Source organism: Klebsiella sp. 141240, from assembly GCF_050600805.1.
Lineage (GTDB): Bacteria > Pseudomonadota > Gammaproteobacteria > Enterobacterales > Enterobacteriaceae > Klebsiella > Klebsiella aerogenes.
Window position 1 is genome coordinate 78,629 of sequence record NZ_JAQIRK010000010.1, and the last position, 21,042, is coordinate 99,670.

The 21,042-nt window shown below is 54.3% G+C and carries 18 protein-coding genes; 6 read left to right on the forward strand and 12 right to left on the reverse strand.

The features are described 5' to 3' along the window. Positions 1-31: 31 nt before the first annotated feature. The 3 genes from PGQ95_RS17550 to PGQ95_RS17560 form a co-directional block, all read right to left on the reverse strand. The gene (locus PGQ95_RS17550; RefSeq protein WP_045396930.1) at positions 32-1,006 is read right to left on the reverse strand and encodes a DMT family transporter; all 975 of its coding nucleotides are present in this window, start codon (positions 1,004-1,006) and stop codon (positions 32-34) included. Between the two features lie 76 nt (positions 1,007-1,082). Continuing rightward, positions 1,083-1,907, reverse strand: coding sequence for an AraC family transcriptional regulator (locus PGQ95_RS17555; RefSeq protein ID WP_032709687.1), 825 nt, complete (start codon positions 1,905-1,907; stop codon positions 1,083-1,085). Positions 1,908-1,987: 80 nt separating this feature from the next. Beyond that, a complete protein-coding gene (locus tag PGQ95_RS17560; RefSeq protein WP_430918860.1) occupies positions 1,988-2,836 on the reverse strand; it encodes an SDR family oxidoreductase in 849 nt (282 codons plus the stop codon). Between the two features lie 89 nt (positions 2,837-2,925). Between PGQ95_RS17560 and PGQ95_RS17565 the strand changes: the two genes are divergently transcribed. Then, the gene (locus PGQ95_RS17565) at positions 2,926-3,297 is read left to right on the forward strand and encodes a winged helix-turn-helix transcriptional regulator (protein WP_430918862.1); all 372 of its coding nucleotides are present in this window, start codon (positions 2,926-2,928) and stop codon (positions 3,295-3,297) included. 108 nt (positions 3,298-3,405) lie between these two features. Here PGQ95_RS17565 and PGQ95_RS17570 read toward each other — a convergent pair whose 3' ends face one another. Then, a complete protein-coding gene (locus PGQ95_RS17570) occupies positions 3,406-5,349 on the reverse strand; it encodes a bifunctional 2',3'-cyclic-nucleotide 2'-phosphodiesterase/3'-nucleotidase (protein WP_430918865.1) in 1,944 nt (647 codons plus the stop codon). 191 nt (positions 5,350-5,540) lie between these two features. Here PGQ95_RS17570 and cysQ point away from each other — a divergent pair, with 191 nt between their 5' ends. Beyond that, positions 5,541-6,284 (forward strand): 3'(2'),5'-bisphosphate nucleotidase CysQ, encoded by a 744-nt coding sequence (cysQ, locus tag PGQ95_RS17575; RefSeq protein WP_213317447.1) that lies wholly within the window; start codon positions 5,541-5,543, stop codon positions 6,282-6,284. Here the strand turns inward: cysQ and PGQ95_RS17580 are convergent. Next, entirely contained in the window at positions 6,274-6,831 is a 558-nt protein-coding gene (locus tag PGQ95_RS17580) for a YtfJ family protein (protein WP_430918867.1), read from the reverse strand. The genes cysQ and PGQ95_RS17580 overlap by 11 nt on opposite strands. A gap of 319 nt (positions 6,832-7,150) precedes the next feature. Between PGQ95_RS17580 and PGQ95_RS17585 the strand changes: the two genes are divergently transcribed. Continuing rightward, a complete protein-coding gene (locus tag PGQ95_RS17585; RefSeq protein ID WP_015368594.1) occupies positions 7,151-7,357 on the forward strand; it encodes a DUF1107 domain-containing protein in 207 nt (68 codons plus the stop codon). A 63-nt stretch (positions 7,358-7,420) separates the two neighbouring features. On the opposite strand, the gene PGQ95_RS17590 is transcribed toward PGQ95_RS17585, so the two are convergent. Further along, a complete protein-coding gene (locus PGQ95_RS17590; protein ID WP_015368593.1) occupies positions 7,421-8,773 on the reverse strand; it encodes a hemolysin family protein in 1,353 nt (450 codons plus the stop codon). A 180-nt stretch (positions 8,774-8,953) separates the two neighbouring features. Next, complete coding sequence (msrA, locus tag PGQ95_RS17595) at positions 8,954-9,592, reverse strand: peptide-methionine (S)-S-oxide reductase MsrA (protein WP_015368592.1); 639 nt, start codon at positions 9,590-9,592, stop codon at positions 8,954-8,956. Positions 9,593-9,794: 202 nt separating this feature from the next. Here msrA and tamA point away from each other — a divergent pair, with 202 nt between their 5' ends. From tamA to PGQ95_RS17610, 3 genes are read left to right on the forward strand one after another with little or no spacing between them, the layout of a single operon-like run. Further along, the gene (gene tamA, locus PGQ95_RS17600; protein WP_063443878.1) at positions 9,795-11,528 is read left to right on the forward strand and encodes an autotransporter assembly complex protein TamA; all 1,734 of its coding nucleotides are present in this window, start codon (positions 9,795-9,797) and stop codon (positions 11,526-11,528) included. Continuing rightward, positions 11,525-15,301, forward strand: coding sequence for an autotransporter assembly complex protein TamB (gene tamB / locus PGQ95_RS17605; protein ID WP_430918869.1), 3,777 nt, complete (start codon positions 11,525-11,527; stop codon positions 15,299-15,301). The genes tamA and tamB overlap by 4 nt, the downstream gene beginning before the upstream one ends. Before the next feature lie 2 nt (positions 15,302-15,303). After that, positions 15,304-15,645 carry a gamma-glutamylcyclotransferase family protein gene (locus PGQ95_RS17610; RefSeq protein WP_015704194.1) on the forward strand — a complete coding sequence of 114 codons (342 nt, stop codon included), beginning with the start codon at positions 15,304-15,306 and terminating at the stop codon, positions 15,643-15,645. A 191-nt stretch (positions 15,646-15,836) separates the two neighbouring features. On the opposite strand, the gene PGQ95_RS17615 is transcribed toward PGQ95_RS17610, so the two are convergent. The 5 genes from PGQ95_RS17615 to ppa all read right to left on the reverse strand — a co-directional run bounded on the left by PGQ95_RS17615 (position 15,837) and on the right by ppa (position 20,725). Beyond that, complete coding sequence (locus tag PGQ95_RS17615; RefSeq protein ID WP_430918871.1) at positions 15,837-16,556, reverse strand: hypothetical protein; 720 nt, start codon at positions 16,554-16,556, stop codon at positions 15,837-15,839. 15 nt (positions 16,557-16,571) lie between these two features. After that, positions 16,572-17,462 carry a hypothetical protein gene (locus PGQ95_RS17620; RefSeq protein ID WP_430918873.1) on the reverse strand — a complete coding sequence of 297 codons (891 nt, stop codon included), beginning with the start codon at positions 17,460-17,462 and terminating at the stop codon, positions 16,572-16,574. A gap of 139 nt (positions 17,463-17,601) precedes the next feature. Continuing rightward, entirely contained in the window at positions 17,602-18,768 is a 1,167-nt protein-coding gene (locus PGQ95_RS17625) for a hypothetical protein (protein WP_430918875.1), read from the reverse strand. 164 nt (positions 18,769-18,932) lie between these two features. Further along, on the reverse strand, positions 18,933-20,120 hold the full coding sequence (locus tag PGQ95_RS17630) for a hypothetical protein (RefSeq protein ID WP_430918878.1): 1,188 nt from the start codon (positions 20,118-20,120) through the stop codon (positions 18,933-18,935). A gap of 74 nt (positions 20,121-20,194) precedes the next feature. Continuing rightward, complete coding sequence (ppa, locus tag PGQ95_RS17635) at positions 20,195-20,725, reverse strand: inorganic diphosphatase (RefSeq protein ID WP_087858319.1); 531 nt, start codon at positions 20,723-20,725, stop codon at positions 20,195-20,197. Positions 20,726-21,042 lie beyond the last annotated feature (317 nt).

A 21,042-nucleotide genomic window follows, 5' to 3' on the forward strand; every position in this document is an offset into this window, starting at 1 on the left:
ATCCATGGGAATACCCCTTTAGGATACCAGGCTATTTTTTTGGCTCGACGCGCAGTTCCTGCAGAACCGGTTTTTCCGGACGGGCGCGAACCGCCGACACCACACCGAGCACCAGCAGCAGGATCCCGCTCAGCGTCAGCAGCGGAGGCAGACTCTGGCGTAGCAGGAAGGTGTACAGCAGACCGGCCAGCGTCTCGAAGACGATCAGCGGCCCGAGGATCACCGTCGGCAGGCGCTGGCTGGCAATGTTCCAGCACAGTGCGCCGACCCACGAACAGAGTACGGCGATCGCCAGCATCAGGACGATGAACACCGCCGGGCGCGGGCCGAAGGGGAGCGGGAAGTCGATATGCTGGTTCTGCAGCCACCCACAGGCGGCGATATAACCGACCAGCGAGACCGGAAGGGTGACCAACGCCTGCGCGGTAGCCCACATCATTGGCGGCTTATCCGGGTTTTCACGCAGCCAACGAGCGTTGCGCAGGGCATACCACGCCCAGCAGACGACGGAGATCAGCGCGAGAAGAATGCCCGAACCATAGCGCCACGGGCTGAAATCAGGAAGCCCGTGCTGCAGCTCCGCTACGTTGACGCATACCAGCCCCAGCGCAATACAGATTAGCGCCGGAAATAGCCGCCGCCACGGCAGCTTGCCATCGCGCTGGCTATAAAGCAGGTTGGCGCACACCGGCAGTACCACCGGCAGGGTGCCGATAATCATCGTCGATACCGGCGCGCCGGTGCGCTGAATGGCGCTGGCCAGACAGAAGTAATAGATCAGGTTCCCCATCATGGTCAGCGCCAGCGCGGTCCACCAGTCCTTACCGTTCAGCTGGCGTAGACGCGCGCGGCCGAGCCACGCCAGCGGCAGGGCGATAAGTCCCAGCGCCAGATAGCGCCCCATCGACTGCAGCACCGCCGGGTATTCCGGCACCAGCAACGGGCCGACGAAAATCAGCCCCCACATTAACCCCGCCAGCAGGGCATACAACACGCCGCTAATCATGATGACATCCATCTTCAGTTTGCTTGCGCCAAGTGTAGAAGGGCGTGGGGGAAAGAATATTGTATGAGATTGCGCTTTAGCGCCCGGCGACCTGCTTTTGATAACGCACCGGCGTAATGCCGTAGCGGCGGGTGAAGGCGCGGGTTAAGTGTGATTGGTCGGTTAACCCGGCGGCGATGGCCACTTCGGCGGCGGGCATGCCGTGGGTCAAAAACGCCTTGGCGCGCCACAGGCGAATCGCCATCAGCATCTGGTGCGGGGTAACGTGAAAGTGGGCTTTAAACTGGCGCTGGAAGTGATAGGGGCTGAGCGCCGCGACCTGCGCCAGTTCATCAAGGCTGACGGCGCGCATATAGTTATCGTGCAGGTAGTCGCGTACCCGATCGAAGCGATGCGCCGCTTCCGGCGCCATTGGCGAATGGTGAGCCAGCGGGCGGAAGGTATCAACCAGGTCGAGCAGTATCCCCTGCTGCGCCAGCGGATCGTCTGCGTGCCACAGGCCGTAAATCAGTTGGCCGATTTGCCGGGCGCGCTGCGGCTCCTGGCGCACGACCTCGCTGAACCACCAGTGGCGAACGCCGGTGAAGGCCTCCAGCCGATCCGGCTCCAGATAAATCATCCGGTAGCGCCAGCCTTCGGCGGTTTCCGCCTCGCCGGTATGGAGCTCATCCGGATTCATGGTGACGATGGAATTGGCTGAGGCGACGTGCTGACTACCGCGATAGCGAAAGCGTTCGGCGCCTTGTTCAATCACGCCGATGCCGAAGGCTTCGTGGGTATGCGGTTCAAAGGCATAGCGGGAAATATGGGCGTGATAGAGCTCAACGCCGGGGAGTTGTTCGAGATGGCGAAAGCGCGCGTGGTCTTTTTCATCGCTAAATTGTGGTGGTACGCCCTGCATGCCGTGTCTCCCGACGATTCATCCCTTCAATATTAGAGATGAAGCGCCGGGAAGCAACCGCAAAAACTGACAGGGAGCGATTAGATGATGCCTTTTACGCTATCGGCAAGCGACGTGGTCGGGCGGCCAATCAGTTTGCTCAGGGTGCGGCTGTCATCAAACAGTCCGCCTTTCGACGCGCCGGTATCGGACTCCGCCAGCATATCGGCAAGCCCGGCCGGCAGGCCGACGTTTTTCAGCGCGGCGGCGAAATCGGCTTCGCTGAGGTTTTGATAAACCACATTTTTCCCGCTTTGCTTGCTCAGCTCGGCAGCCAGTTCGCTCAGGGTCCAGGCGTTATCTCCCGCCAGTTCGTAAACTTTCCCGGCATGGCCCTCACCGGCGATAACGTGGGCGGCGGCGGCGGCATAATCGGCACGGGTGGCGGAGGCGATTTTACCCTCGCCGGCGGCGCCAATAAACACGCCGTGTTCCAGCGCCGGCGGCGCGCTGGCCAGATAGTTTTCGGTATACCAGCCGTTGCGCAGAAGCGCGTAAGGAATACCGGAATCAGCCAGCATTTGTTCGGTTTCGATATGTTCACCGGCCAGGCCCAGCGGTGAGGTATCGGCGTGCAGCAGGCTGGTATAGGCGATAAATTTCACCCCAGCGGCTTTGGCGGCGTTAATGACGTTACGGTGCTGAACGGCGCGCTGACCGACTTCGCTGGAGGAGATTAATAGCAGTTTATTAACCCCCTGCAGCGCGGCGGTAAGCGCGGCTTCATCGCCGTATTCGGCCTGGCGCACAATCACGCCCTGCTGGCTGAGCGCTTGCGCTTTCGCCGGGTTGCGGACAATCGCCACAATCTGGCTGGCGGGGACGGTTTTTAACAGATCATGCAGTACGTGCTGGCCAAGCTGGCCGGTGGCGCCGGTAATCGCGATCATAGTTCTTCTCCTTCGTGTTCATTGGCAGTTGTGGTAAGCTAACACCTTAACTAACTTTTAGTAAGTACGTACAAAAAGGTAAGTATAAAATGGCCGAACCGACGCTGAGCGACAAACTGCGCAACGGGGATCTGTTTGCTGAACAGTGCCCGTCGCGTGATGTGCTAAAACACGTGACCAGCCGCTGGGGCGTGTTGATTCTGGTGGCGCTTCGCGAGGGGACTCACCGCTTTAGCGATCTGCGGCGCAAAATGGGTGGCGTCAGCGAAAAAATGCTGGCGCAATCCTTACAGGCGCTGGAACAGGATGGCTTTATCGACCGCGTCTCGTATCCGGTGGTGCCGCCGCATGTTGAATATAGCCTGACGCCGCTCGGCCTGCAGGTGAGCGAGAAGGTGGCGGCGCTGGCGGACTGGATCGAGCTGAATCTCCCCGCGGTGCTGGCTAACCACAGGGAGTGAAAAAGTATCACTCCCTGTAACCCCGGATAGCGGCTGGCGCCTTATCCGGGCTACCAGCCCGCTCCGCTTTGTAGCCCCGGTAAGCGCAGCGCCACCGGGGAACAGGCATTACTGACTCAAATCCAACTGATAAATAGCGAAACCGATATCATCGGTCGCCACCTGCCGCATCGGATACTGTGCTTTCTCTTTGATAAACGCCGCGGCTTTGTCGCCAGGCGAGGTCTCAAAGCGAATATCCAGCGGCGTTTTGCTGTGAATCGGCGCCAGTCGCCAGTTGTTATCCGCCGCCGGATGGATCGCGCCATCTTTCTTCGACAGCGCGCCAATCCACGCCGCCAGCACCGAACGGTTTTCGTCCGGGGAGGCAAAAGCGATATGGTCGTCGCCGGTACCGGCGAATTTGCCGCCGTAGGCGCGATAGTTATTGGTGGCGACGAGGAAGGTGGCCTGCGGATCGATAGGCTTACCGTTAAAGGTCAGGTCTTTAATGCGTTCTGACTGCGGGTGAATCATCTGGCACTCGCCGTCGTAGCGCGCCGGTTGACTCACGTCGATCTGGTAATTTACGCCGTCAATCACGTCGAAGTTATAGGTGCGGAACCCGTCCCAGTTAATCAGCGACTGCGGTTTGCTGCTGGCGGGGTCAATCTGGTTAAACTGCCCGGCGGAGCATTCGAGCCACTCCTTGACCTCTTTACCGCTTACCTTCATCACCACCAGCGTGTTCGGGTAGAGATAGAGGTCGGCGGCGTTACGGAAGGTGAGCTGGCCTTTTTCCACTTCGACAAAGCTTGCCGGATCGTTTTTACGCCCACCGACTTTAAACGGCGCGGCGGCGGAGAGTACCGGCAGTTTCGCCAGATCCGGATCGCCCTGGATGTAGTGCTCGACATAGGCCTTTTGCGCCATGTTGACCACCTGCACCGTCGGGTCGTCCTGCACCAGCGCCAGGTAGCTGTACATGTTGTCGGCGGACTTGCCGATAGGCTTGCTAACGAATTCGCGTGTGGCGTCGTGATCGGCTTTCAGCACCGCCACCATTTTACTATCTTCCGCCGCCAGCGACTTTTTCGCTACCGCGTCGTAAATAGGTCGCGCTTCGGCTTTGGCCTGAGCCACTTGCCATTTACCGCTGTCGTTATTCAGCACCAAATCGACCACCCCGAGATGATCGCCCCACATTCCCGGCATCACCGCCGGAATACCGTTTAGCGTGCCTTTGGCGATATCCGCGCCTTTAATGGTGGCGAAGTCTTTACCTGGGAACACCGCGTGGGCGTGGCCGAACATAATGGCGTCAACGCCCGGCACCTGGCTTAAGTAGTAGACCGAGTTTTCCGCCATCGCCTGATACGGATCGGCGGAGAGCCCCGAATGCGCGACCACCACGACCACATCAGCGCCTTTCGCGCGCATCTCCGGCACGTACTTACGCGCGGTTTCAGTGATGTCGTTGACCTTCACCTTGCCGTTGAGGTTGGCTTTATCCCAGGTCATGATCTGCGGCGGCACAAAACCGATATAGCCGATGCGCAGGGTATGGGATTGACCATCGCTATCCTGAACCTGGGTATCCTGAATCAGGTAGGGGGTAAACATCGGTTTGCCGGTTTTGAGATCGATAATGTTGGCGTTAACGTAGGGGAATTTCGCCCCGGCCAGCGCCTTGTGCAGGAAGTCGAGACCGTAGTTGAATTCATGGTTGCCCAGGTTGCCGACGGCGTAATTCAGGGTGTTCATCGCCTTATAAACCGGGTGCACATCCCCCTCTTTGAGTCCTTTTGCCGCCATATAGTCGCCCAGTGGGCTACCCTGAATAACATCGCCGTTATCCACTAGCACGCTGTTTTTCGCTTCCGCGCGGGCTTTTTCAATCAGGCTGGCGGTTCTGACCAGGCCGAATTTTTCCGTCGCGGCATCTTTGTAGTAATCGAAATCCATCATATTGCTGTGCAGATCGGTGGTTTCCATGATCCGCAGGTCGACCGTCGCCGCGTTGACGCTGGCCGCCACCAGCGTGGCCAGCAGCGTTGCGCTAAACTTAATCATCAGAGGCGTCCTTTTTTATGAGCAATGGCACAAAAGAAAATGTATTTACATTCTGTTGCTTACAGAATTGTGAATTCTGCCAGAAAAGCGTGAATGGAAACCGCTAGTGTTATCACAGATAGCGGAACTGGTGATGATGCGATATAAATAAAACAACGAGTTAACGCCACTGTAACCAGAAGAGGTGGAGAATGTTAGAACAAGTATGTCAGCTTGCACGGACCGCGGGCGATGCCATCATGGATGTCTACGATGGGAACCAGCCGATGGATGTGAGCAGCAAAAAGGATGATTCTCCCGTTACCGCGGCGGATATCGCCGCGCATAAAGTCATTGTCAGCGGCCTGCAGGCGCTGGATGCCACAATCCCCATCCTGTCGGAAGAAGATCCGCCGGCGTGGGAAGTGCGTCAGCACTGGCAGCGCTACTGGCTGGTCGACCCGCTGGACGGCACCAAAGAATTTATCAAGCGCAATGGCGAATTCACCGTTAATATCGCGCTGATTGAAAACGGTAAACCGACGCTGGGCGTGGTGTACGCACCGGTGATGAAAGTGATGTACAGCGCGCAAAATGGCAAGGCGTGGAAAGAAGAGTGCGGCGTGCGCAAGCAGATTCAGGTTCGCGATGCTCGCCCGCCGCTGGTGGTGATTAGCCGCTCCCATAGTAATGACCCGGAGCTGCAGGAGTATCTGGAGCAACTGGGCGAGCACCAGACCACCTCAATCGGTTCGTCGCTGAAATTCTGCCTGGTAGCGGAAGGCCAGGCGCAGCTCTATCCGCGCTTCGGGCCGACCAGCACCTGGGACACCGCTGCCGGTCATGCGGTCGCGGTAGCCGCCGGGGCGCATGTTCACGACTGGCAAGGCAAAACTCTTGACTACACGCCGCGTGAATCCTTCCTCAACCCCGGCTTCCGGGTCTCTATTTATTAAGCAGCTTATGCAGCAGGTCGACGACCTGCTGCACCTCTTGCTGGGTCAGCGCGCCGTCTTTTGCCCACTGAACACGGCCGTTTTTATCTAACACCACAATCGCCGAACTTCCTTCATCGAGCTGCCAGGCTTTGCGCGCGAGACCGTTGCTGTCGACGATAAACTGCGACCACGGATAGAGCTGCTTGTTGCTCTCGATGCTGCTGCGCACGAACATCCCGGAGCCGGGGATCGCGTCGTCGGTATTGACGATGGTGGTGGTCTGGTAGCGGTCGTGCGGCAGGCCAGCCGCCTTAATCGCCTCAATCAGATTGGCATTTTTCTCTTTTGCCGAGGTGCGCCCGGCAATATGCTGGATGACGCGCACTTTTCCCGCCAGCTGCGAGCTATTCCAGTTTTTGTAGCTAAACTTATCGTTATTCAGTATCAGTTCTCCGCGATCGGCGATGCCTACCGGCGCGACGCGCTGACCATCGACAAAATTATGCGCCGAAGCCATAAGCGGTAACAGGAGGGCGGAAACCGCCAGCAACTTACGTAGGGTCATGAGATATCCTTTTTTATATGCAGGTGATCCGACCACTTGGTCTTGTTTAATGATAAGTGCGATTCGTCGCCATTACCCGCAAGCGTGATGCCAGTTTGCGTGCCAACGCACACATTCAATAAAAAACGGAAACTTATACTAACAACTACGTATGCCTGAAACGAAAATTCTGAATTATTGTCATCAAAGGGTAAAAAAACTTCTACAGACTGGGTGACTTCGGAAATCTGGACTATAGTTTTAGGGCATTAAAATTTGCGCTCCCGATACGCGGGCTAACTGTGGCACCGCAGGAGCGTAACCCTGGCAGGAGACAACAATGAAAATTTTCCAACGCTACAATCCGCTGCAAGTGGCGAAGTACGTGAAGATCCTGTTTCGTGGACGGTTGTACATCAAGGACGTTGGCGCTTTTGAATTTGATAAGGGCAAAATCCTTATCCCGAAGGTTAAGGACAAGCTGCATTTCTCAGTGATGTCCGAAGTCAATCGTCAGGTTATGCGTCTGCAAACTGAGACCGCATAACGTGGTATGACGGCACGAAAAAAAACGGCTCCCGATGGGAGCCGTTGATGTTTTCAGGGCCGCTTACGCCGCGCCTTTTTCTTTCTTCGCCGCTTCTTCGATATCAGGCAGTTTCGGTACCAGCACCGTTGGTTTGTTGTCGATACGGGTAACCAGTAGTTGGTCGATACGGTAGTTATCGATATCCACCACTTCAAACTTGTAGCCAGAGAACTTCACCGCATCGGTGCGTTTCGGGATCTTACGCAGCATGAACATCATAAAGCCGCCGATGGTCTCGTAATTATCGGACTGCGGGAATTCATCGATATCCAGCACGCGCATTACGTCGTCGATCGGCGTCCCGCCGTCAATTAACCATGAGTTCTCATCGCGGGCGACGATTTGCTCTTCCAGCCCCTGGCCGACCAGGTCGCCCATCAGGGTGGTCATGACGTCGTTGAGAGTGATAATCCCCACCACCAGCGCGTATTCGTTCATGATCACTGCGAAGTCTTCGCCGGCGGTTTTAAAGCTTTCCAGCGCTTCAGAGAGCGTCAGGGTATCCGGCACGATCAGCGTATTGCGGATCTGCACGCCGCCGGTTAACACCAGGCTCTGATTTGCCAGCACGCGGTTCAGCAGGTCTTTTGAATCGACGTAGCCGATGATGTGATCGATATCCTCGTTACATACCAGGAACTTGGAGTGCGGATGTTCCGCCACTTTATTCTTCAGGCTCTGCTCGTCTTCGTGTAAATCGAACCAAATCACGTTTTCGCGCGGCGTCATCGAAGAGGGGACGGTACGGGATTCCAGCTCAAAGACGTTTTCAATTAATTCGTGTTCCTGTTTACGCAGCACCCCGGCCAGCGCGCCGGCTTCCACCACCGCGTAGATATCATCGGAGGTGATGTCGTCTTTACGCACCATCGGGATTTTAAACAGGCGGAAGATGTTGTTCGCCATGCCGTTAAACAGCCACACCAGCGGGCGGAAGACCAGTAAACAGAAGCGCATCGGGTTGATGATGCGCAAAGCCACGGCTTCTGGCGCAATCATACCGATGCGTTTCGGCGTCAGGTCAGCAAACAGGATGAACAAGCTGGTGACCAGGGTGAAAGAGAAAATAAAGCTCAGCTGCTCGGAAAGCTCCGGCGACATGTAGCGGCTCAATACGCTGTGAAACGCGGGTGAAAATGCGGCATCGCCGACGATACCACCCAAAATGGCCACGGCGTTGAGGCCGATCTGCACGACGGTGAAGAAGGTGCCAGGGTTTTCCTGCATTTTGAGAACGCGCTGCGCATTCACATTGCCTTCATCAGCCAGCAATTTGAGTTTGATTTTACGTGATGCGGCCAGTGAGATTTCAGAGATCGAAAAAAATGCACTGACGGCAATAAGGAAAAGTATTACTAAAATACTGTTTAACATATCTTTTCTGACCGTTGAGGCCAGATCCTCGGAAGGGAAGTGGATAACTCTTTTAATGTGGAATACATAAAAAACCGGTCCGAAGGCGCTGGACCGGCTATGACACAGCGTAGTATAGCGTAAATGTCTGTAAAGCCACCAGAGCGATAATTATTCTCGCCAGCGGCCTCTTCTACAGGATTACGCCTGCGGAGGGAGGCAAACGCCAATCCCGCCGATACCGCAGTAGCCGTACGGATTTTTGTGTAGGTACTGCTGATGATCGTCCTCGGCATAGTAGAACGGTTTCGCCGTGGCGATTTCAGTGGTGATCTCGCGGGTATCGTTGGCGTCGCGCATCGCTGCCTGGTAACGCAGCATGCTGGCCTGCGCCGCTTCAAGCTGCTCCGGCGTCAGCGGGTAGATAGCCGAACGGTACTGCGTGCCGTGGTCGTTACCCTGCTGCATCCCTTGCGCTGGATCGTGGTTCTCCCAGAAAACCTGCAGCAGTTGTTCATAGCTGATGACCTGCGGGTCATATACCACGCGCACCGCTTCCGCATGCCCGGTATCGCCGCTGCACACTTCACGATAGGTTGGATTTGGCGTGTAGCCGCCGGTATAGCCCGCCGCGGTGCTGTAGACCCCCGGCAATTGCCAGAACAGACGCTCGACGCCCCAGAAGCAGCCCATCGCGAACAGCGCTACCTCCATTCCTTCAGGAACGTTGGTCATTGAGTGGCCGTTAACGGCGTGGAGTGTTGCTACCGGCATCGGCGTGTTGCGCCCCGGCAGCGCATCCGCCTGGGCGACAAGATGCGTTTTATCAAATAGACTCACGGTTGGCCTCGCAATTTGTGGTTAAGGTTGTAACGTCGCGTATCTTTTTAGACAATAAACACGCTCAATACGTCTAAATTTAAACATAAGAATTATTTGGGTTACCGTCACTTTTTCAACCCTTAGTTGTTAGGGTTTTGTTAAGCCGTGGAGCGGCACTTGCGTTTCCTTCGGGGGGAAACAAGGATATTCAGGAGAACACGTGCAACAAATCCGCCAGATATGCGTTACCAGCCTTTTGCTGGTCAGCGGGGTCGCCAGCGCAGCGAATGTGCGTTTGCAGGTTGAGGGGTTATCCGGGGAACTGGAAAAAAACGTCCGCGCCCAACTATCCACGATCCAGAGCGATGAGGTCACGCCGGACCGTCGTTTTCGCGCGCGCGTCGATGACGCCATCCGCGAGGGCCTGAAAGCGCTGGGTTACTATGAACCCACCATCGATTTCGATCTGCGTCCGCCGCCCAAAAAAGGGCGTCAGGTGCTGATTGCCAAAGTGACTCCCGGCGAGCCGGTGCGCATTGGCGGCACCGAGGTGATCCTGCGCGGCGGCGCGCGCACCGACCGCGATTACCTGGATCTGCTGAAAACGCGTCCGGCAATTGGCACGGTGCTCAATCACAGTGATTATGACGGCTTCAAAAGCTCGCTCACCAAGGTGGCGCTGCGCAAAGGCTATTTCGATAGCGAGTTCAATAAAAGCCAGCTCGGCGTGTCGCTCGATCGCCATCAGGCTTTCTGGGACATTGACTACAACAGCGGCGAGCGCTACCGCTTTGGCCCGGTAAGCTTTACCGGTTCGCAGATCCGCGAAGAGTACCTGCAAAACCTGGTGCCCTTTAAACAGGGTGATTATTACACCTCGCAGGATTTGGCGGAGCTGAACCGCCGCCTGGCGGCGACCGGCTGGTTTAACTCGGTGGTCGTCGCGCCGCAGTTTGATAAATCACGTAAAACCAAGGTGCTGCCTCTGCAGGGCGTCGTTTCGCCACGCAAAGAGAACACCGTGGAAACCGGGGTCGGCTATTCGACAGACGTCGGGCCGCGCGTGAAAGCAACGTGGAAAAAGCCGTGGATGAACTCCTACGGCCACAGCCTGACCTCCAGCGTTAGCCTCTCCGCGCCGGAACAGCAGCTCGATTTCAGCTATAAAGTCCCGCTATTAAAAAGCCCGCTTGAGCAGTATTACCTGATGCAGGGCGGTTTTAAGCGTACCGACCTTAACGATACCAAGGCCGATTCCACCACCCTGGCGCTGTCGCGCTATTGGGAGATGTCGAGCGGCTGGCAGCGCGCGATTAACCTGCGCTGGAGTCTGGACCACTTTACCCAGGCTAACGTCACCAATACCACTATGCTGCTTTATCCCGGCGTCTCGGTAAACCGCACCCGCTCCCGTGGCGGCCTGATGCCGACCTGGGGCGATTCCCAGCGCTATTCGGTGGACTACTCCAACACCATGTGGGGCTCGGACATTAACTTTATCGTCATGCAGGCGCAGGACGTGTGGATCCGCACCCTCTATGACCGCCACCGCTTCGTGGTGCGCGGCAACCTCGGCTGGATTGAAGCCGATGACTTCAGCAAAGTCCCGCCGGATCTGCGTTTCTTCGCCGGTGGCGACCGCAGCATTCGTGGTTATAAATACAAATCGATCTCGCCGAAAGACGATGACGGCAAGCTGATCGGTGCGTCAAAGCTGGCGACAGGTTCGCTGGAGTATCAATACAACGTCACCGGAAAATGGTGGGGGGCGATGTTTATTGACAGCGGCGAAGCGGTGAGCGACATCCGTAAAAGCGATTTCAAAACCGGCGCAGGCGTCGGCGTGCGCTGGCAGTCGCCGGTCGGGCCGATCAAGCTGGATATCGCCAGACCTATCGGCGACAAAGAAGAACACGGTTTACAGTTTTATATCGGTCTGGGGCCTGAATTATGAGTTTATGGAAGAAGATAAGCCTCGGCGTATTACTCTTTTTAGTGTTGCTGATTGGCGCGGTCGGCTTTTTAGTCGGCACTACTACCGGTTTGCATCTGGTACTGAAAGCGGCGGACCGCTGGGTGCCGGGGCTGGAGATCGGCAAGGTTACCGGCGGCTGGCGCGACCTGACCTTACAGAACGTGCGCTTCGAACAGCCGGGCGTAGCGGTGACGGCCGGCCAGTTCCATCTCGGCGTCAAGCTGCGCTGCCTGTGGGATAGCAGCCTGTGCGTTAACGATATCTCGCTGCGTGATATCTACGTCGCTATCGATACCAAAAAGATGCCGCCTTCGGCGCCGGTAGAGGAAGAAGATTCCGGCCCGCTGAACCTCTCGACGCCATACCCCATTACCCTCAGCCGCGTGGCGCTGCATAACGTCAATGTCAAAATCGACGACACCGCCGTTTCGCTGCGCGATTTCTCCACCGGCCTGAACTGGCAGGAGAAAAACCTGACCCTGACGCCGACTTCGCTCCAGGGCTTGCTCATCGCCCTGCCGAAGGTAGCAAAAGTGGCGCAGGAGCAGGTGGTGGAGCCGAAAATTGACCATCCGAAACCGGAAGAGAAGCCGCTCGGCGAGACGATGAAAGATCTGTTCTCGCAGCCGGTGCTACCGGAGATGGTCGATGTGCATCTGCCGCTGAACCTTAATATTCAGGAGTTCCGCGGCGAACAGCTGCGCCTGACCGGCGACACCGATATGACCGTCTACAACCTGCTGCTGAAGGTGAGCAGCATCGACGGGCAGATGAAACTTGATGCGCTGGACGTCGATTCCGACCAGGGCAAGGTTACCGCTTCCGGCACCGCGCAACTGCAGGATAACTGGCCGGTCGACATCACCCTCGACAGTACGCTGAACATCGACCCGCTGAAAGGCGAGAAGGTAAAGCTGAAAGTTGGCGGCGAACTGCGTAAAAAACTGCAGGTCGGCGTTGATTTAGCCGGCTCGGTGGCCATGACCCTGCGCGCCGAAGCGCAGCTGGCGGAAGCCGGTCTGCCGCTGAATATGGAAGTGAAAAGTAAGCAGCTGTACTGGCCGTTTACCGGCGAGAAACAGTTCCAGGCGGATGATCTGCATCTGAAATTCAGCGGCAAAATGACCGACTACACCATGGCGTTTAGTACCGCGGTGAAAGGACAGTCGCTGCCGCCGGCTAAAATTACCCTTAATGCTAAAGGCAATGAACAGCAGGTGAACCTGGATAAGCTGACCGTAGCGGCGCTGGAGGGGAGAACCGAACTGAAAGCGTTGCTCGACTGGCAGCAGGCGATCAGCTGGCGCGGCGAATTGACCCTCGATGGCATTAATACCGCCAAAGAGGTGCCGGACTGGCCGTCGAAGCTGAACGGGATTATCAAAACCCAGGGTAGCCTGTATGGCAGCAGCTGGCAGATGGCGGTTCCTGAGCTGAAAATTACCGGCAACGTGAAACAGAATAAAGTGGATGTCCACGGTTCGCTGCAGGGTAACAGCTATATGCAGTGGAAAGTGCCGGGACTGCATCTGGCGCTTGGCCCAAACAGCGCCGATGTGAAAGGCGAGCTGGGGGTGAAAGACCTCAATCTCGACGCCACCATCGATGCGCCGCATCTCGATAACGCGCTGCCGGGGCTCGGCGGTACGGCGAAAGGTCTGCTGAAGGTACGCGGCACCATCGATGCGCCGCAGCTGCTGGCGGATATCACCGCTCGCGCTTTACGCTGGCAGGAACTGACGGTAGCCCAGGTCAACGTCAAAGGCGACGTCAAATCCAGCGACCAGATTGGCGGCAATCTTGACGTACGCGTCGATCGTATCAGCCAGCCGGGCGTTAACATCAGCCTGGTGCAGCTGAATGCCAAAGGTACCGAGAAGCAGCACGATTTACAGCTGCGCGTACAGGGCGAGCCGGTGTCGGGCCAGTTGACGCTGGCGGGCAGCTTCGATCGTAAAGAGGAGCGCTGGAAGGGCACCCTGAGCAATACCCGTTTCCAGACGCCGGTTGGGCCGGTGGCGCTGACGCGCAACATTGCGCTGGATTACCGTAATCAGGAACAGAAAATCAGCATCGGGCCGCACTGCTGGAGCAACCCGAATGCCGAGTTGTGCGTACCGCAGACCATCGATGCCGGCGCCAGCGGGCGCGCGGTGGTCAATCTCAACCGTTTCGATCTGGCGATGCTGAAGCCGTTTATGCCGGAGGCGACCCAGGCAAGCGGCGTGTTTAGCGGTAACGCCGATGTGAGCTGGGACACCACCAAAGAGGGGCTGCCGCAGGGCAAAGTCACTCTCAGCGGGCGCAACGTCAAAGTCACCCAGACGGTCAACGACGCACCGTTGCCGGTGGCTTTCGATACGCTTAACCTCAGCGCCGACCTGCATAACAACCGGGCGCAGTTGGGCTGGCTGATACGCCTGACCAACAACGGCCAGCTTGATGGCCAGGTGGAGGTGACCGACCCGCAGGGGCGGCGTAACCTTGGCGGCAACGTCAACATCAGCAACTTCTCGTTGGCGATGATTAACCCGATCTTCGCTCGCGGCGAGAAAGCGGAAGGCAAGCTTAATGCCCGTCTGCGTCTGGGCGGCAACTTACAGAGCCCGCAACTGTTTGGTCAGATGCAGTTGAGCGGCGTTGATATCGACGGCAACTTTATGCCGTTTGATATGCAGCCGAGCCAGCTGGCGATGAACTTCAACGGAACGCGTTCGACCCTGCAGGGGACGGTGAATACCAAACAGGGGCAGATTGCGCTGAGCGGCAACGCCGACTGGACGCAAATCGACAACTGGCGCGCGCAGATTGCGGCGAAGGGCAGCCGGGTGCGCATTACCGTGCCGCCGATGGTCCGCCTGGATGTTTCTCCGGACGTGGTGTTTACCGCCACGCCAAGCCTGTTTAACCTCGATGGCCGCGTTGACGTACCTTGGGCGCGTATCGTGGTGAACGAGGTGCCGGAGAGCGCGGTGGGCGTCTCTTCCGATGAGGTGATGCTGGACAAAGATCTGAAGCCGATTAAGCCGCAGAGCGCCGGTATTCCGATCAACAGCAACCTGACGATTCACGTCGGCAACAACGTGCGTCTGGACGCTTTCGGCCTGAAAGCGCGTCTGACCGGCGATCTGAAAGTGGCGCAGGATAAGCAGGGGCTGGGGCTCAATGGCCAGATCAATATTCCGGAAGGTCGTTTCCACGCTTATGGTCAGGATCTGATCGTGCGTAAAGGCGAGCTGCTGTTCTCCGGGCCGCCGGATCAGCCGCTGCTCAATATCGAAGCGATTCGTAACCCGGAAGCCACCGAAGACGACGTGATCGCCGGCGTTCGCGTCACCGGTTCTGCCGATCAGCCGAAGGCCGAGATCTTCTCCGACCCGGCAATGTCGCAGCAGGAAGCGCTTTCTTATCTGTTACGCGGTCAGGGTTTAGGCAGCGAACAGAGCGATAGTGCGGCGATGACCTCAATGCTTATTGGAATGGGGGTTGCACAAAGTGGTCAGGTTGTGGGTAAAATCGGCGAGACGTTTGGCGTAAGCAATTTGGCGCTGGATACCCAGGGGGTAGGCGACTCCTCCCAGGTGGTAGTCAGCGGCTATGTGCTGCCAGGTCTTCAGGTAAAATACGGCGTCGGCATCTTCGACTCTTTGGCGACGCTTACCCTGCGTTATCGCCTGATGCCTAAGCTATATATGGAAGCGGTGTCTGGCGTAGACCAGGCTCTCGATTTGCTCTATCAGTTTGAGTTTTAGCAATGCGAATATTTGTTTACGGCAGTTTACGACGCAAACAAGGCAACAGCCACTGGATGACCAACGCCCAGTTGCTGGGCGCTCATAGTGTCGACGATTATCAGCTGTACAGCCTGGGCCACTATCCAGGCGCGGTGCCGGGCGAGGGCACAGTACATGGTGAAGTGTATCGTATCGACGCATCGACGCTGGCCGAGCTGGATGCGCTGCGCACCAAGGGCGGTGAATACGCGCGCCATCTGATCCAAACGCCTTACGGCAGCGCGTGGATGTATGTCTACCAGCGCTCCGTCGAGGGGTTTGCGCAGATTGAGAGCGGAAACTGGTTGGACAGAGACCAGTAATTGAAAACGGCAACGCCACCTTCGGGTGGCGTTGTTTTATCTTGCGCTCGGGGCGTTATTATTTATTTTCTGGCCACGATGTTTGCGGGTAACCTAAAAATCCTTCCCGGATTATGCCGAACCTTGCAGCCAAATAAGGTGAAGATAAATGATTCGCGAAATATATTCTTAAGCAGCATAAGTGGACTCCCTCAAAATCCATTAAAGAGTTCTTCTTTCTCGCTATAGTGATTTTCAATGCCGGACTGACAGTGTAAAAGTGTTTTATTTGTTATATCAGAGTTGAAGAGTTCGTTTTCCTCAATATAGTAATTACTGATTCCGGTCTGACTGCGTAGCTGTGTTCTATCCACCATATCAAAATTAGCGCATCCGGTTATTTTTCCATCTATTGCGTTGGGGAAAAGCTGTAACATTAATTCCTGACCCCATTCAGGTACATTATTGATATGATAAATGAATTCGACCTTGGTGGTGCGTTGGTCCATAGTAGGAGTGATAGTATTTACATTTTCCACCTGTATGTTGCCGAAGCATAGACCGGTTCTCCAGCTATAAGGCCAGTTTGGACTGCTGGCTGCACCTTTATCAGTCAGTCGATAATAAAAGAAAGTAATTCCAAATTCGTTTACCTGTTTTATTTCTTCTACAAGATCGTGTTTAATAAACCATGGCGTTCCTGCACTAGGCCGAATCTCGCCGCTAAACTTGGTGCGCAGTCTTCTATCGGTAATTATACAGACCGCTTGATTGGCATTAGGATTTGCGGCATCAAAACGCTTTTGAATTTCCCAGCGCCACTGCGGCCCGCTCAATTTTTTAACCGGATAGCCAGCGTCTTTTTTTGTACTGCCGCAGGCAGTAAGAAGCAGTGCGCAGGTTAAACCGAAAAAGATGCTTATTTTATTCATCTATAGTATCTCTACTTATGACATCCAGATTTTCTTCATGAAATTATAAATATTAAGATTGCCACGGGTCTGTTCTGGTAGGCCAGTGATTAAAGTCTCAATTGGATAGGGAAAACAGCGCTGTGGATTAGCAGAATAGTCGTATGCAATCCCTTCCAGCGCACTATCACCCGGCGCTAGTCCGTGGCAAGCAGGAACGTTGCCTTGCTGGTACTGATAACCTTCGGCAAAGACAATTTTCTTCCCCCAATCGTTCAGATGCGATAAAAATTCATCTTTTTTATGAAAATCATAGTTTGTTAACCAGATTATATGTTGCTTTCCAAATATTATTACGCTGCTTTCTTGTTCTGTGTGGTTTACAGGGGTGATATGATTTTTGTTTGTAAATCTATAGCGATACGTCCAGGATAACGTATGATCGTGTTTATTGTATTGTGGTAACTCTAGCCAGCTGAAACTAACGTCTTCAGGAGTATTTCTGATATATTCTGGCAGAATGTTATTCTGTAGTTCCTTCGCTTTTTTTTGCAAGTTGGATAGATTGTTAGAGAGCCTTAAGTATCCGACGTTAAATATTTTTATGCATAACACCCTTCTGTTGGGATTACGTAGCAATATGTACCTGGAACAGCTTTCTTCTGGGGAATTACTTAATGGTGTACCGTATTTTTCTTTATCTTCAATGTAAATATAGTTTTTCGATATATTTAATTTGGCAATGTCGTTTAATTTAATTGCTGCCGGCCCGGAAATGATTGTTCTGACTCCGTAGTTGCCTAAATTAGCATCGAACATGCGGATCTTTTCGAGCTCATCAGGCGTTGGTGGATATTTACTCTCTGCGAGGGATGAGAATATCGTTAAAGTGAAAATTATCGGTAGTGCATATATTATTTTATTCATGATTGTTTACTTTTACATTAAAAGTAATGATGCTGTTGCCATATTCATGTAAGTAATACAGTAAGAATATGACGTATTTAGATAAAAGTGTCAGTTTTCGATTGCCAAAATAACAGCCTGCATTTTATCTTTCTTAGCGCTACATCAGTTCCCGTGGCGTTATCCTGGAACCATTACGCCTGGCGTAAGCCAATATTATTTGATGCACTTTTATTCTACCTTTTACCCGGCGCGATAGCCGACGGCTAACTAAGCCGATAAGTTCGATGATAATTAAAAGAAGATTGATAGGCATCGCCATTATCATCAGGCTGGTAATGAACTTCCAATTTACAGGAGCGCTTAGCAGATCGTGCAGATGCATTGATAGTGTGAATAATACAATCAACAGTACGAAGCCGTAAGCACATTTATAAATAAACGCCATCTGCGGATTGCTGAGGCTAAATTGACTGCTTTTCAGATAAGTGCTGCCATCGCTGACATTGTATAACGCCTGGAGACCATTATGTCCATGTTGTCGTGCGGTAATTACCCAGTCGCCATCGGCAAGAAATGGTGGGTGATGACGATATATATTCGGATGTGTCGCGAAGAGGTTGGTTAGCCAGGTCAGTTGTGCAGGAAAATACAATGTAGAGGTGGCTAGCTGGAAACATACGCCTTCTGCTGTTGCATATCTTCTCGAAGATCTATACTCCCACATTCGAAAGTAACTATTCATTATTACGCCTTCCTCAAGGGCGATATGTTCTGGTAGCGATAGATTTTTATCCAGCGGGAGTTTATTTCTCTCGTCTATTGAATGTGCTGAATTTAATATCTGGAAAAATGAAAAGTCACCTTGTCTGGCTTGATTCATTTTGCTAATCAGGTCAGCTTGCGTAAGGGAAAAGTTATGAGCGATCCAGGCGAAACCGGTAGGGTGAATCCGCAAAAATAACATAACCAGCAGCGCGAACATGAAAAGCCCAAAAAATAACCCGTTAGCGATCATACCGACAGCAACGCAGAGCGCCAGTACGCCGAAAAGCCATGCCCCTTTCAGCGGCTGTAGGCTGGGTTCGAGTAACGCACTACCATCGCTTAACCAGTGGATCCAATAGCTACCATCCTGCAGGCGGCGGGTGCCGATATGTAGCGGCTGGCCGACCTGCAGGCTGTCAAAAAGCGAGGAGTCCTTAAAGTAGCGTTTATCGGTATAAAAGACGCGCCCATCTTCGATAAGGCGTAAATAGCCCTGATCTTCTGAGGCGGCGGTGGTGAAGCCGGTAAAATTCAGGGTGAAATAATGAGTCTGTTTCACAAGGTTCCTTCCTTAATGAAATAGCGGCGTTTTTCCCTATAGCCCATGCCGAAGACTCAGGCAAAGCCATTACCACAGATGAAAATGGCTCTTACCAATCAACAGAAGGGCCGCCAGCGTGGTGAGCGCGAGAAACAACAACCGCCGTGTCGGGGTACTGAACATTATGTTATCTCCTGTAGCAGCGTGGTGGCGGCGACTCGCCTGAGGTAACCTCTTACGGCCGCTCGCAGCGCCAGCCAGTCGCGTACGCTTTGTGACAAACAGCGGGCGATTGGGCCGATAAGCTCCATTATTGCCAGTGTTCCGCCGAAACAAAGTAGTGATATAGACAACATGTGCAGTGAATCGCGAAACAACCACCACAAGCTCCTGCCAGACTTGTAGGGATTATTTAGTTCCATGCCAAGTACAAGCAGGTACAGCGCCAGCGCCATGCCATAAAGCAGGTTATAGAGTAGCGACATTTGCCGGTTACCGGGATACCACCAATGATTTTTCAGAAAAGCGCCCCCGTCACTGACGTTGTATAACGCCTGGATATCGTTATCTTCCCGTTGGTAGATGGCGACTATCCGATCGCCGTGAGCGAGAAAGGGCGGTTGACGGCGGTAAAAAATAGGATGCAGGCCGAAATTGGCGAAACCGATCTGCCAGAAGAAAGCCAGCGGAGCTATGTCGCATTGCAATCCAACCCCGTGGTATTCCCGCGTTGGATTCCCTGCGAACCACTTCTTAAAAATGATATTGCTAATTTTCCCCGTCCGGACGGCATAGCGTTGCGGAAGCGTTTCTGTAAAAGCCAGCGCCGCCTGACGATCGACCGGCGGCGTTGCCTGTATCGACTGACAAAATGAGAAGTCGCCGCGGCGCGCCAACGTCATCTTCGCCAACAGATCGCGCATATCGGGGAGGAGTTTTAACGCCGGGCGGAACAGAAGCTCGCAGAGGCCAGATAGCAGCGCGATTAACGCCAGTACTGCGATAATGCCGAAGCCCATCTTTCCCCATTCTGAATCGATGTAAAAGACGGGGATGAGCGTCGCGAGGAGGACCAGCAGGCTAACTAACAGCAGCGGCCGGGCCCATGTCTTTGCTAAGTGGTCAGGTTCAAGTAGCGTTTTGCCGTCGCTCAACCAGTGGATCCAGTAGCAACCGTTGGGCAAGCGGCGGGCGCCGATGTGCAGGGGTCGGTTAAGCTGCAGACGGTCAAAAAGCGTGGGATCGCTAAAATGGCGTTTATTGGTATAAAAGATATGCTCGCCTGCAATGAGGCGCAAATAGGCTTGCCCTTCAGAGGCCGCGGTGGTGAAACCGGTATAGTTCAGGGTGAAATAGCGAGTGCTTTTCACGGGGATCCCTCCACGAGGATAATGCGGCAATCCGTGCCGCAGTCAGGCAGGGGATGACCCTGCCTGAGACAGAATTACTTCTGTTTAGCGCGCTCGAAGGAAGCAACGATTTCAGCTTTAGCCGCTTCAGCGTTGTCCCAACCGTCGACTTTAACCCACTTGCCTTTTTCCAGATCTTTGTAGTGCTCGAAGAAGTGAGTGATCTGGGCTTTCAGCAGTTCCGGCAGGTCGTTCACATCTTTGATGTGATCGTATTCTTTGCTCAGCTTGGTGTGCGGAACCGCAACCAGCTTGGCATCTTCACCGGATTCGTCGGTCATTTTCAGTACGCCAACCGGACGGCAGCGGATAACTGAACCTGGTTCCAGCGGGTACGGAGTTGGGACCAGCACGTCAACCGGGTCGCCGTCCAGAGACAGGGTGTGGTTGATGTAGCCGTAGTTGCACGGATAGAACATCGCAGTGGACATGAAACGGTCAACAAACAGCGCGCCGCTCTCTTTGTCAACTTCGTATTTGATTGGGTCTGCGTTAGCTGGGATTTCGATAACGACGTAGATGTCTTCCGGCAGCTCTTTGCCCGCAGGTACGTTGAGTAAGCTCATGTCTGTTTCCTTTAAAAATGTTTGGCAAACAAGTGCCCGGTATTATAGCCAACTCACATCGAATGTCTTCGCTTCTTTTTGCCAGACTATGGGGGGAAGCGTCTGAATTTCTCCTCATCAGATAACCCTAAAATCCATAAAGATAGCTACATTCTGAATAATTTTGTGTAACCGTTTTCAATGTTGCGAGCGGCGGTTATCCAGAAGGCAAATTTTCGTCATTGGCGCAGGGCATGCCGTTGGGCGGGAAGCCTTACCGCCGCTCAGCTCAGACAAATCGCACCACTTAACATTTTATTTACTTTTTCGAAGTGTGA

Excerpts from the sequence above, each read along its gene's own strand:
- PGQ95_RS17550 (WP_045396930.1), bottom strand. The coding sequence starts at position 1,006 with ATGATTAGCGGCGTGTTGTATGCCCTGCTGGCGGGGTTAATGTGGGGG.
- PGQ95_RS17555 (WP_032709687.1), bottom strand. The coding sequence starts at position 1,907 with ATGCAGGGCGTACCACCACAATTTAGCGATGAAAAAGACCACGCGCGC.
- PGQ95_RS17560 (WP_430918860.1), bottom strand. The coding sequence starts at position 2,836 with ATGATCGCGATTACCGGCGCCACCGGCCAGCTTGGCCAGCACGTACTG.
- PGQ95_RS17565 (WP_430918862.1), top strand. The coding sequence starts at position 2,926 with ATGGCCGAACCGACGCTGAGCGACAAACTGCGCAACGGGGATCTGTTT.
- PGQ95_RS17570 (WP_430918865.1), bottom strand. The coding sequence starts at position 5,349 with ATGATTAAGTTTAGCGCAACGCTGCTGGCCACGCTGGTGGCGGCCAGC.
- cysQ (WP_213317447.1), top strand. The coding sequence starts at position 5,541 with ATGTTAGAACAAGTATGTCAGCTTGCACGGACCGCGGGCGATGCCATC.
- PGQ95_RS17580 (WP_430918867.1), bottom strand. The coding sequence starts at position 6,831 with ATGACCCTACGTAAGTTGCTGGCGGTTTCCGCCCTCCTGTTACCGCTT.
- PGQ95_RS17585 (WP_015368594.1), top strand. The coding sequence starts at position 7,151 with ATGAAAATTTTCCAACGCTACAATCCGCTGCAAGTGGCGAAGTACGTG.
- PGQ95_RS17590 (WP_015368593.1), bottom strand. The coding sequence starts at position 8,773 with ATGTTAAACAGTATTTTAGTAATACTTTTCCTTATTGCCGTCAGTGCA.
- tamB (WP_430918869.1), top strand. The coding sequence starts at position 11,525 with ATGAGTTTATGGAAGAAGATAAGCCTCGGCGTATTACTCTTTTTAGTG.
- PGQ95_RS17610 (WP_015704194.1), top strand. The coding sequence starts at position 15,304 with ATGCGAATATTTGTTTACGGCAGTTTACGACGCAAACAAGGCAACAGC.
- PGQ95_RS17615 (WP_430918871.1), bottom strand. The coding sequence starts at position 16,556 with ATGAATAAAATAAGCATCTTTTTCGGTTTAACCTGCGCACTGCTTCTT.
- PGQ95_RS17620 (WP_430918873.1), bottom strand. The coding sequence starts at position 17,462 with ATGAATAAAATAATATATGCACTACCGATAATTTTCACTTTAACGATA.
- ppa (WP_087858319.1), bottom strand. The coding sequence starts at position 20,725 with ATGAGCTTACTCAACGTACCTGCGGGCAAAGAGCTGCCGGAAGACATC.